General features: G+C 66.5%; 13 protein-coding genes. 7 read left to right on the top strand and 6 right to left on the bottom strand.

The window, feature by feature from the left end; genetic code table 11:
* From CVM52_RS19985 to CVM52_RS19975, 3 genes are all read right to left on the bottom strand, one after another.
* Positions 1 to 448: DMT family transporter (locus CVM52_RS19985; RefSeq protein WP_172721051.1), on the bottom strand; the 448-nt coding region annotated here is incomplete at its 3' end.
* Positions 449 to 656: 208 nt separating this feature from the next.
* Entirely contained in the window at positions 657 to 1,280 is a 624-nt protein-coding gene (gene wrbA, locus CVM52_RS19980) for an NAD(P)H:quinone oxidoreductase (protein ID WP_100164186.1), read from the bottom strand.
* 107 nt (positions 1,281 to 1,387) lie between these two features.
* Positions 1,388 to 2,275, bottom strand: a complete 888-nt coding sequence (locus CVM52_RS19975) for a LysR family transcriptional regulator (RefSeq protein WP_100164188.1) — start codon at positions 2,273 to 2,275, stop codon at positions 1,388 to 1,390.
* A 283-nt stretch (positions 2,276 to 2,558) separates the two neighbouring features.
* On the opposite strand from CVM52_RS19975, the gene CVM52_RS19970 reads away from it, so the two are divergent.
* The 7 genes from CVM52_RS19970 to CVM52_RS19940 all read left to right on the top strand — a co-directional run bounded on the left by CVM52_RS19970 (position 2,559) and on the right by CVM52_RS19940 (position 9,214).
* Positions 2,559 to 3,146: a TetR/AcrR family transcriptional regulator gene (locus tag CVM52_RS19970; protein ID WP_172721050.1), complete on the top strand. Its 588-nt coding sequence runs from the start codon at positions 2,559 to 2,561 to the stop codon at positions 3,144 to 3,146.
* 251 nt (positions 3,147 to 3,397) lie between these two features.
* The gene (locus CVM52_RS19965; RefSeq protein ID WP_100164184.1) at positions 3,398 to 4,459 is read left to right on the top strand and encodes a BMP family ABC transporter substrate-binding protein; all 1,062 of its coding nucleotides are present in this window, start codon (positions 3,398 to 3,400) and stop codon (positions 4,457 to 4,459) included.
* Entirely contained in the window at positions 4,459 to 5,256 is a 798-nt protein-coding gene (locus CVM52_RS19960; protein ID WP_205964995.1) for a cysteine hydrolase family protein, read from the top strand. The genes CVM52_RS19965 and CVM52_RS19960 overlap by 1 nt, the downstream gene beginning before the upstream one ends.
* Positions 5,253 to 5,732: a RidA family protein gene (locus CVM52_RS19955; protein ID WP_100164183.1), complete on the top strand. Its 480-nt coding sequence runs from the start codon at positions 5,253 to 5,255 to the stop codon at positions 5,730 to 5,732. Before CVM52_RS19960 ends, CVM52_RS19955 begins: the two co-directional genes overlap by 4 nt.
* Complete coding sequence (locus tag CVM52_RS19950; RefSeq protein WP_100164182.1) at positions 5,710 to 7,266, top strand: ABC transporter ATP-binding protein; 1,557 nt, start codon at positions 5,710 to 5,712, stop codon at positions 7,264 to 7,266. Before CVM52_RS19955 ends, CVM52_RS19950 begins: the two co-directional genes overlap by 23 nt.
* Positions 7,263 to 8,297, top strand: coding sequence for an ABC transporter permease (locus tag CVM52_RS19945; protein ID WP_100164181.1), 1,035 nt, complete (start codon positions 7,263 to 7,265; stop codon positions 8,295 to 8,297). The genes CVM52_RS19950 and CVM52_RS19945 overlap by 4 nt, the downstream gene beginning before the upstream one ends.
* Positions 8,294 to 9,214, top strand: a complete 921-nt coding sequence (locus CVM52_RS19940; protein ID WP_100164180.1) for an ABC transporter permease — start codon at positions 8,294 to 8,296, stop codon at positions 9,212 to 9,214. Before CVM52_RS19945 ends, CVM52_RS19940 begins: the two co-directional genes overlap by 4 nt.
* Before the next feature lie 62 nt (positions 9,215 to 9,276).
* Here the strand turns inward: CVM52_RS19940 and CVM52_RS19935 are convergent, their stop codons facing one another.
* The 3 genes from CVM52_RS19935 to CVM52_RS19925 form a co-directional block, all read right to left on the bottom strand.
* Positions 9,277 to 9,645 carry a cupin domain-containing protein gene (locus CVM52_RS19935; RefSeq protein WP_100164179.1) on the bottom strand — a complete coding sequence of 123 codons (369 nt, stop codon included), beginning with the start codon at positions 9,643 to 9,645 and terminating at the stop codon, positions 9,277 to 9,279.
* Positions 9,646 to 9,867: 222 nt separating this feature from the next.
* On the bottom strand, positions 9,868 to 10,629 hold the full coding sequence (locus CVM52_RS19930) for an ABC transporter ATP-binding protein (protein ID WP_100164178.1): 762 nt from the start codon (positions 10,627 to 10,629) through the stop codon (positions 9,868 to 9,870).
* Positions 10,626 to 11,294: FecCD family ABC transporter permease (locus CVM52_RS19925; RefSeq protein ID WP_133119908.1), on the bottom strand; the 669-nt coding region annotated here is incomplete at its 5' end. The genes CVM52_RS19930 and CVM52_RS19925, both read right to left, overlap by 4 nt.

Genomic DNA, 11,294 nt, shown 5'->3' with positions numbered 1-11,294 from the left:
CCAGCCCGGCGGCGATGCCGACAGGGTCCAGCGCCGCCTCGGGGCCGAGCACCAGCAGGCCGACCCCCAGAACCGCGATCGCCGCCGCCGCGACCGCCCCTGCCCGGACCGGCGTTCCCAGCCAACCACGCGCCAGGATGATGACCATCATCGCCTGAAACGACCCCAGCGTCGCAGCGACCCCGCCGGGCAGCCGGTAGGCGGCCACGAACAGAAGCACCCAGAACAGCGCGAAATTGAGGCTGCCCAGAAGCGCAACCCGCCCCAGCCAGGCGCGCGGCGGCAGACAGCGGGTCACCATCAGCAGCAACAGACCCGCCGGCAGGGCGCGCAGCACGGCAAGGGTGACGGGATAGCCGCCGGGCAGCGCCTCGGTGGTGACAAGATAGGTGCTGCCCCAGACCGCGGGGGCAAGCGCCGTGAGCAAGATGTCGGTTGTGCGGGACATGGGCAGGTCTCCGGGTTGGGGCTACCAGAACGGGGGGAATGGCAGACGTGGGGGTTCGGGCCGGGGCGGCAGGCCGAGATCGCGCATCAGGTGGGGTGGCAGATCATGCGACAGCCCGTGCAAAAGGCGGCAATGCCGGTGGTTGCGGTGACGAAACGTAAAAGTCATGGCGGCTTCCTGACGGATGAGGCTGGCACGGCGGGCGCCGCTACGCGGCTTGGGCGCGCAGGTCGATGCCGGCCAGCCGCGCGGCGATGCGGGCCACATGCGCCCCCTGGAAGCGGGCGCCGGCAAGGTCGGTTGCGGTGGGGCTTCGCGACCCGTCGGCACCGGCAATGGTGCCGGCACCATAGGGCGCGCCGCCGATGATCCCATCGGCAACGGTCTGGCCGGCGAAGGTATAGGGCAGGCCCACGATCAGCATGCCAAAGTGCTGCAGCGGGATCTGCGACGACAGCAGCGTCGCCTCGTGCCCGCCATGCTGCGACCCGGTGGAGGTGAACACCGCCGCGACCTTGCCGACCAGCGCGTTGCGCGCCCACAGCCCGCCGGCCTGGTCGAGGAAGTTTTTCATCTGGCCGGCCATCATGCCAAAGCGCGTCGGCGTGCCCAGCAGGATCGCATCATAGGCTTCCAGGTCGCCCGGCGCGGCAACGGCGGTGTCGTCGGCGACAAAGCCAGCCTGCTGCCGAACCGCCTCGGGCACGGTTTCGGGCACGCGGCGCAGATCGGCGGTGACGCCCGGCACGCTGCGGGCGCCATCGGCCTCGGCCTGCGCCAACGCGCGGACATGGCCATAGCTGGAATAGTAAAGAACAAGTACGCGAGTCATCGTGTCCTCTTTCGGCTTGGGGTTTCGGTGCCTGAGAGGATCGGGGATCGGGACGGCCGGAAAAACCGGCCGGCGCTCACTTCATTCTTTACGCTGGTTGAAGAATGTCAGGGCCGCAGCGCGGTGCGGAGGTGATCGAGGAAGGCGGTCACCTTGGCATCCATGCCCAGGCGCGACGCCGACACCGCAAAGACCTCGGGCGCGGGCAGTTCCCATTCGGGCAGGACCCGTACAAGTTCGCCGCGCGCCTCGGCCGGGTTCGCAACAAAATCCGGCAGGGTGCCGATGCCGTGGCCGGCGATCAGCAGGTCGCGCAGCACCAGGCTGTTGCCGACACGCACCGGCGGATCGAGGCTGAGCGTGCGGGTGCCGGACGGCCCTGTCAGCGTCCACGAGGTCAGATGCTCGGCCAGCAGGAAGCCGATCACCCGGTGGTGCGGAATGTCCTCGGGCGCCTGCGGCAGGCCGGCCCGGTCCAGATAGGCGGGCGCGGCAAAGATTCGCTGGCGAATGGTACCGATCTTGCGCGCCAGCAGCGCCGAATCCGGCATGGCCGGCCGAATCCGGATCGAAAGGTCGAACCCGCCCTCGACCATGTCGACCACCCGGTCATCCATCGACAGGGTCAGTCGCAGATCCGGGTAGGTATCGAGAAAGCCCGGCAGAATTGGTGCGATAACCGTTTGGCCGAAGGAACTGGAGGCATTCACCTTCAGATGGCCCTGCACCGCCCGCGCGCCATCGCGGATGCGGGTTTCGACCTGGGTCACCGCGTTCAGGATGCCGCTGGCCTCCTCGTAATACAGACGCCCCGCATCGGTCAGCGACATGGAGCGCGTTGTGCGGGTCAGCAGCGGGCTGCCCAGGCTGTCCTCAAGCAGTTTGATCTCGCGGCTCAGAAGCGCCGGCGAGACGCCCAGATCCTCTGCCGCGCGGGCAAAGCTGCCGCGCTCGACGATGCGCTGAAACGCCTGCATGACGGAAAGCTTGTCCATCGGGGTGAAAACTCGCTCCGGTTTGCGCGCGCCGGTTTGCAGCGCATGGCGAGGCCATAGCACGAATGGCGGTGGGCCGCGACGGGCCGGGGCGGCCGCACCACCCAAACAGCGCCGGGCCCGTCCCAGGCGCGATGATCAGCCGGGGTTCTCATCGCGGCGCATTGTGACTATTCCTGACATCGCGTCAGCCATTTCAGGGACCGCCGTGGCGAGAAAGAAAAAGATCGGACCTCCGACCGGACCACGGGCCAAGAACACCGCCGAAACGCGGGACCGCATCTTGCAGTCCGCGATTGGTCATTTTGCCAAGGGCGGCTTCAACGGCGCCCGAACCGAGGCGATCGCGCGCGACGCCGATGTCGGCAACCGGATGATCTATCACTATTTCGGCGATAAGGAGGGCCTCTATGTCGCCGCGCTTGACCATGTCCTGACCGGGCTGCGGCTGGAAGAGCTCAAGCTGGATCTCAGCGTCACCCCGCCACTGGAAGGGTTGCTGACGATGTTTGACTTCACCTCGGGACATTTCGAACGCCATCCCGATCTTGTCCGCCTGCTGTCCGCCGAAAACCTGTTGGGCGCCACCTATCTGCAACGGTCCGAGGCCACGCCGCAGGTCGCCTCGCCGGTTGTCGGCCAGATCAGCGATCTGCTGCGCCGGGGCGAGGCGGAGGAATCCGTGCGGCCGGGGCTCGATCCGTTGCACGTGTATGTGATGATGGTCGCGCTCAGCTATTTCCACCTTTCAAACGCCCCGACCCTTTCGGCCATCTGGAATCGCGACCTGACCGACTCGGCCTGGAGGGCCGAACATCGCCGCCTGTCGCGCGAGATGCTGCGGACATTCCTGCGCCCGGAGGCTACCTGAGGCCGATTGGCCCGGGCATTTTCAGCCCCTTTTGACTAAATTTTAGACACGGCCTCGAATTTTATTGATCCCGGGCACGCGATCAGATGATCACTTTTTGCCCTAAAATTCATGGCCTTGAGAGGCACCCAGGGCCTCTTTCCACCAACCGGCGCCCCACCGGAAAAATCAAAGTTTCTGTTGCCCGAACGGCCCACGGCCCCTCAATTAGTAATAATTGAGTTACTAAAATCGGGACACGGGAACCTAACATGAAACCACATCTCTTCACCGCCCTTGCATTCGTTGCGGGAACCGCAGCCTATGCCGAACCGGACATGAACAAGGTCGGGTTCATCTATGTCGGGCCGGCCGCCGACTACGGCTATAACATGTCGATGGATCTGGGCCGGCTGGATGTCGAAAAGGCATTTCCAGAGGTTGAAACCCAGGTCTTCGAAGCCATTCCCGAGACCGCCGAAGTCAGCCGTGTGATGGAACGGATGATCCGCGCCGATACCGGCATCATCTTTGCCACAAGCTATGGTTATCTCGACTACGCGATCGAGTTGGGTCAGAAATACCCCGAAGTGACCTTCCTGCATGCCGGCGGGCTCAAGACCTCGGAGAATGTCGGCACCTACTGGGCCGACAGCGACGATGGCATGTACCTTGCCGGCATGGTCGCCGGACGCATGACCGAGACCAACAAGCTGGGCTTTATCGGCGCCTTCCAGATTCCGCAGCTGTTCCGGTCGATCAACGCCTTCACCCTTGGCGCCCAGTCGGTCAATCCGGAGGTGACCATGACGGTGGTCTGGACCGGCGGCTGGTGGGAGCCGCAGAAAGAAGCCGATGCCGTCACCGCCTTTGCCGACCAGGGCATCGATGTCATCGCCGAACAGGTGGACAGCCCGATCACCATTGCCGAGACCGCCCAGAAAACCGGAACGATGGTTGTCGGCAAGGATGTCGATATCTCGGACCGGGCCGGGGATGTCTGGCTGACCGGCGTGTCCTGGAACTGGGGGCCGATGATGGCCGAACAGGTCCAGGCGATCCACGACGGCACCTGGACACCCGGCCATCTGCGCGGTGACCTGCAAAGCGGTCACGCGGTGCTGGATCCCTTCGGGCCCAAGGTGCCGCAAGAGGTCATCGACGAGGTGCTGGCCGCCAAAGAGAAAATCCTCTCCGGCGCGCTGGACATCTGGTCTGGCCCGATCGTCAATCAGGCAGGGGAAACCATCGTGCCGGAGGGCGAGGTCATGGAAATGGAAACGATCGAGTCCATGGGCTTCATGGTCCAGGGCGTCACGGGGTCGACAAGCTGATGACAGACCCGAAGACAAAGACCGCCGCGCCCCATGCGATGGGTGCGGCGCCCTCGACCACCTGGCAGGTGACGCCGGATCACGTCGACATGACCCGCCCGGCCCGAACGCTGCGGCCCGTGACCCTGAAGGCCGAGCCACAGACCATCACGGTGGACGCGTCCAAGACCGCGCTGCTGATCGTCGACATGCAGAACGATTTCTGCACCGAGGGCGGCTGGATGCATTCGCGCGGCATCGATGTGACGCCGAACCGCGCCCCGATCGGGCCGCTCAAGCAACTGATCGCGGCCTGCCACGACAACGACATGCCGGTTGTCTGGGTCAATTGGGGCGTGCGCAAGGACCTGCTGAACATCCACCCGTCGCTGCGACATGCACATAACCCCACCGGTCTTGAAACCGATCTCGGCCAGCCGGTGCCCGGCACCAAATCGGAGATCATCGCCAAGGGCAGCTGGGGCGCCGAGGTGGTGGACGAGATCAATCCCGGTGACGGGGATTACCAGATCACCAAGCACCGGTTCAGCGCTTTCTGGGACTGCGAAACCGATGCGGTTCTGCGCAATCTCGGCGTGACCACCTTGCTGATCGGCGGCGTGAACATGGACCAATGCGTGATGACCACGCTCGAAGACGCCTCGTTCCTCGGCTACGACACGATCCTGGTCGAAGACGCAACCGCCACCACCTCGCCCGCGTATTGCGTGCAATCGGTGCTCTACAACGTCAAACTGTTGTTCGGCTTCGTGACCCGCTCGCAAGCGATCCTGGACGGATTGGCGGCGGCACGATGACCTTGCTGGACAGGGCTCCTGAACGCCGCCTGGTCAACCTTGGCATCACCCTGCCCGAGGTGCCGGTGCCGATTGCCAATTTTCAGCCGTTCCGGCGGCATGGCGATCTTGTCTATCTTGCCGGGCAGACCTGCGAATGGAACGGTCGCATGGTTTATGCCGGAAAGGTCGGCCGCGACCACGACCTTGAAACCGGGCAAAAGGCCGCGCGCATCTGCGGGCTGAACCTGATCGCGGCGCTGCGCCTGGCGCTTGGCGGCTCGCTTGACCGCGTGGCGGCCTGCCTCCGGCTGGGCGGCTTCGTAAATGCCGACCCGGAATTCGCCTATGTGCCCCAGGTGATCAACGGCGCCTCCGACCTGATGGCCGAGGTGTTCGGGCCGGAGATCGGGCCGCACGCCCGAACCGCCGTCGGCGTGGCCACCCTGCCTCAGAACGCAGCGGTCGAAGTCGATGCAATATTCGCCATCCGATAGCTTCACCGCCAATCAGGCCAAGACCCCGCCGCTGGTGTCGTTCAGCGGCGTGTTGAAACGGTTCGGCGCGCTCACCGCCTGCGACGACATCAGCTTTGATGTCGCCGCGGGCGAGGTTGTTGCCCTGCTTGGAGAGAATGGCGCCGGAAAATCGACCCTGATGAAGACGCTCTACGGCGTGCATCCGCCCGACGGCGGCGAGATGCGGATTGCCGGCCAGCCGATTTCCTTTGCCCGCCCCGCCGATGCGATGGCCGCCGGGATCGGCATGGTGTTCCAGACCTTTTCCCTGCTGCCCGCGCTGACGGTCCGCGACAACATTGCCATGGCCTGGCCGGGAACCCCCTGGCACCTTGGCCGAGGCGGGCGCCATGTTGCCGGCGCGCTGAACCGGTTGGCACAGCTGGCGCCCGGGATCGATGCCAATGCACGGCTGGGCACCCTGTCGACCGGCGAACAGCAGCTGGTCGAACTGGCCAAGGTGCTCAACCTCGACGCGCGGCTGGTGATCCTGGACGAGCCGACCTCGGTTCTTACCCCAGCCGAGGCCGAACGGCTCTATGGTCTGATCCGGGCCCTGTCCAACGACGGCGTGGCGGTGGTGCTGATCACCCACAAGCTGGCCGATGTCGAAGCCTGCGCCGACCGGGTCGTGGTCATGCGCCGAGGGCGGGTTGTCGGGCATGGCAGGGCCGCCGAAATGTCGCGCGGCGATATCGTCGCGATGATGATGGGAGACAGCGCCAGCGCCCGCAGCGATCCGCGCCGCCTGCCCGAGAAACCGCCCCTTCCCGAAAAATTGCGACCGCAATTGGTACTGCGCGAGGTGACGACGGGCGAGTCCCCCTCGGACGCCAAGAACATCACGCTTTCCATCGCACGGGGCGAGATCCTGGGAATTGCCGGTGTGACCGGCAATGGCCAAAGCGCGCTGGCCGAGGCGGTGGCCGGCATTCGCGACCTGGTCGCGGGCGAGGTGCTGCTGAATGGTGAAGTCATCAGCCGCCGCCCGCTCGACCCGCGACAACCGCTGCGCATCGGCTATGTGCCCGAGAACCCGCGCGAGAACGGCATCGTCTCTGGCCTGAGCCTTGCCGCCAATCTGGCCCTTCGCAGCATCGCGGGCGGCCGGCAACGCGCGCGCGATGTGACCACAGATCAGGTTGTGCAATGTCTGAAAGACTATGACGTCCGCCCACCCGAGCCCGGCCGCGCCGCCGGCACCTTGTCGGGTGGCAATGTTCAGAAACTGGTGATCGCACGCGAGACCGGCGCGCCGCGCGCCGCGTTGCTGATGGCGTTTCCAACCATGGGGCTCGATATCGCGGCCACCGCCTTTGTCTATCGGCGCATGGTCGAGGCCGCGCGCGCCGGTTCGGCGGTGCTGTGGATTTCCGAGGAACTGGACGATCTTCTGGAATTGGCACATCGGATTGCCGTCCTCCGTGCCGGCCGCATCGTGGATGAACGTGCGGTGACGCCAGACCTGACCCGGTCCGAGCTTGGGGCGCTGATGACCGGAGGACATTCATGATCGCTTCCAGATTTGGGCGCCCCTTGCCGCTTGCCGCGGTGGTTCTCGTGACCTCTTGCGCGTTCCTGCTGGCCGCCGCCATGTTCTTCGTGGCCATCGGGCAACCGCCGCTGCGCGTCATGGCGGACCTTGTGCTGTTTGCAACCGGTGACGGCTTCAGCCGCGAGGAATCCTTGCTGAAGGCCGCCCCGATCCTGCTATGCGCGCTGGCGGCGGCGATCCCCGGCCGCCTCGGCCTGATCTCGGTCGGGGCAGAGGGCCAACTGCATCTGGGGGCAATTTTCGGCACGGCGCTGGTGCTGGCCCTGCCTGGCGCGCCTGCGATCCTCCTTGTGCCCGCCACCCTGCTTGCCGCCGCCGCCGGCGGTGCCATCTGGGGGGCTCTGCCCGGATGGCTGCGCGGCCGCCTTGCGTTGAACGAGACGATCACCACGCTGGTGATGAACTATATCGGCGTGCTGATGGTGAATGCGCTGGTCTTCGGCCGATGGCGCGATCCGGAAAACCTTGGCTGGCCGGCGACGGCCCGGTTTCCGGAGGCGGCGCAACTGCCGGTGCTGCCGGGCACGCGGCTGCATCTGGGCCTGATGCTCGGCCTCGCCCTTGCCGGGTTCTGCGCCTGGGCCTTTACCAAGGGCATCCGCGCCGAACGGGTTCGGGTGCTGGCGATGAACCGCAAGGTCGGCGAGACCTTCGGGCTGAGCTTTCCCCGATACGCGGTCCTGCTGATGGCGCTGGGTGGCGCGGCGGCGGGCCTTGCGGGCATCAGCGAGGCGATCGCGGTGCAGGGCCGGCTGCAGCCCGGCCTGTCGCTGGGCTATGGGCTGACCGGCTTCCTCGTCGCATGGCTGTGCGGCCATCGGTTCCTTCTGATCCTGCCCGTCTCGATCCTGATCGGCGCGCTGCTGGCCGCCGGAGACTCGTTGCAACTTTTCTCGAAAATCCCGGCCTCCAGTGCGACCATCCTTCAGGGACTCCTGTTCGTGACCGTGCTGGCCGTGCCGGGCCTGCTGAGGCGCCGCCCGACATGACCGAATTTGCGATCCTGTTTTTCGTCTGGGCCGGCGCCGCGCTGGCCAATGCCACCCCGCTGATCCTGGTGACGCTGGGCGAAACGCTGGGCCAGCGGACCGGCATCATCAATCTCGGCTGTGAAGGCGCGATGCTGGGCGGGGCCTGTGCCGGGTTCGGGGCGGCGATGGCCTCGGGCGATCCCTGGATCGGCATGGCCGCCGGCGCGGCAACCGGCATCTGTTTTGCCGCGCTGCATGCCGGGCTGGTGCTGGGCGCGCAGGCGAACCAGCTGGCGTCGGGCATCGCGGTCTGGATGTTGGCGCTGGGGCTGACCTCCTATATCGGCCGCGCCTTTGTCGGCGGCCAAGTCGAGCCGCTGCCCTCTGTCGCGGGAACCTGGCTGGCCGAGCTGCCGATCCTTGGACCGGGCCTGTCTTCGCTGAGCATCGCAACCCCGATCGCGCTGCTTCTGGTCCTTGCCGCCGTCTGGTGGCTGGAACGGACGCGCAGCGGCCTGTCCTGGCGCGTCGCCGGCGAGTCGGCCGCGGTTGCCGCCGAAAACGGCATGTCCCCGATCCGCGCGCGGTTGTGCGCCGTACTGCTCGGCGGCTGCCTCGCCGGCCTCGGCGGCGCGGTTCTGTCGGTCGACTATACCCAGACCTGGGCCAATGAGATCACCAAGGGCCGCGGGCTGATCGCGGTCGGCCTGGTCATCGTGGCGCGGTGGAACCCGCGCCTAGTGATCCCGGTCTGCCTGCTGTTCGGGCTTGCCGAAACCGCGGCGCTGCGGTTACCGGCCATGGGGGTGGAACTGTCATCCTATGTGCTCTCCGCCCTGCCCTATGCGGTTGTGCTGGCAGCGCTTGTGGCCAATCACATCGCCATCAGAACCGGCACCGCCATGCCGGCCGATCTGAAAAAGGTGTTCGACTGAACATCGCCTGCCGGACGGTTGCCACGCCGGGCGGCGCCGCGGGGCCGTGACGGTGCCTGCGCTCAGTGCGGATGTTCGGGCGGGGCGAACAGGATCAGTTCGACCCGGTCCTCACCATCGACATAGGCGTCGTGCCCTGGCGGGATTTCAAAGAAATCGCCCTGGCCGATCCGGGTTTCGCGCCCGGTATCCAGCATCCGCACCACCAGCTGGCCGGAGAGGCAATAGCCGGTGTGCCGCATCGGGCAGGCATCCGGGAAACCGAGCAAGGGTTTCTCGTCCACCTCCCATCGCCAGCCCTTTTCGAAAATGGCATGCATCCCACTGGTGCCGTCGGCCATCTGAACGATGGAGATGCCACCGCGCTCCTTCATGTCGAGGCGCTGATCGGGCGCCTCGAACCTGCGCACCTCTATGACTGCGTCGGGCATGATTGTTGGTCCTCCTGCATGTCGGCGGGAAAGCCCCGCGACGACCCGAAGAATATCCGGTTTGCCGAGTCGCGCGGACTGAATTTCCGAAGAATCTCCGCAGAGGTACCGCGATCTCCGGCGCAGTTTGCCATGGCTTGGTCGTTTCGGGCACGGCCAGGCGATCCCGGCCGCGTTCACTCGGGGCGGCTTGCCGCCACCGAGGCGACCACTGGCAGCGCGTCAAACCGCGTGCGAAAAATGAAGCACGTGTTTTCCGGCCGGGTCGATGCTGCGACTGGCGGCAACGCCGAAGCTGTCGCGCACGATTGCCTCGGTCAGCACCTCGCAGGGGCGCCCGATCGCTTTCAACCGGCCGCCGTCCAGCAGGGCCAGCCGGTCGCAGGACATCGCCTGGTTCAGGTCGTGCAAGGCGATCACGCGGGTGATCGGCAAATCGTGGATCAGCTTGAGCAAGGCCAGCTGGTGCCGGATATCCAGGTGGTTGGTGGGTTCGTCCAACAGCAGCAGCTTGGGCGCCTGGGCCAGCGCGCGCGCGATATGCACGCGCTGCTGTTCGCCGCCCGAAAGCGTGTGCCAAAGCCGGTCCGCCAGCGCCGTCATTTCGACCGCCTGCAGCGCCGCCTCGATCCGTGTCTCGTCCTCGGCGCGCCAGCCGCGCACCGGCGACAGGAACGGGGTGCGGCCCAGCTCGACCGCCTCGCGCACGGTCAGCCGCTCGGTGGTGTCGGCCTGCTGTTCGACCAGCGCGATCTGCTGCGCGCGGGCCCGCGCCGTCATCGCGAACAAGGACCGGTCCCTGAGCCGGATGGCGCCGGAGCGCGGCTTGCGCAGGCCCGCCATGCAGCGCATCAGCGTCGATTTGCCGGACCCGTTCGGGCCGATCAGGCCCAGGCATTCGCCCGGCTGAACCTGCAGCGACACCTCGCGCAGCAGCGTGGCCCGATGCACCGTGACGGTGACCTTGTCCAGTTCCAGGCTCATCTGCGCGCCCCCCGGATCAGGATCAGCGCAAAGGCCGGAGCGCCGACCAGCGCGGTGATCACGCCGATGGGCAACACCTGGCCCGGCACGATGATCCGCGCGATCACGTCAGCCACGACAAGGAACACCGCCCCGGCCAGCGCCGATGCCGGCACCAGCCGCTGGTGCCTTGTGCCGACCAGGAAACGCATCGCATGGGGCACCACCAGGCCGACAAAGCCGATGGCGCCGACCTTGGACACCAAGACGCCGACCATCAGCGCGGTGACGGTGATCAGCAGGCCGCGCAGCTTGCGCACCTCGACCCCGAGCGCGGCGGCGCTGTCGGCGCCAAAGGTGAAGGCGTCGAGCCCGCGCCGGTGCCACAGGCACAGCGCGGTGCCGATCAGCGTGACCGCGACGCAGGGCGCGACATCGTCCCAGCGCACGCCGGACAGGTTGCCCATCAGCCAGAACATCAGGCCGCGCGCCTGTTCGGCATTGGCCGAGCGGGCGATGGTAAAGGCGGTCAGGGCGTTGAACATCTGGCTTCCGGCGATGCCGGCCAGGATGATCGCCGCCGCGGCCTGGGTGCCGCGCCCGCCGCCGGCACCGCCTTGCACCGCATGGGCCAATGCGACCACCGCCAGGAAGGCCGCAATCGCCCCGGCCAGCGCGCCCAGCGA

Source organism: Pseudooceanicola lipolyticus, from assembly GCF_002786325.1.
GTDB classification, from domain to species: domain Bacteria; phylum Pseudomonadota; class Alphaproteobacteria; order Rhodobacterales; family Rhodobacteraceae; genus Pseudooceanicola_C; species Pseudooceanicola_C lipolyticus.
The sequence above is the reverse complement of the archived record's forward strand: the minus strand, read 5'-3'. Positions and strand labels throughout refer to the sequence as shown.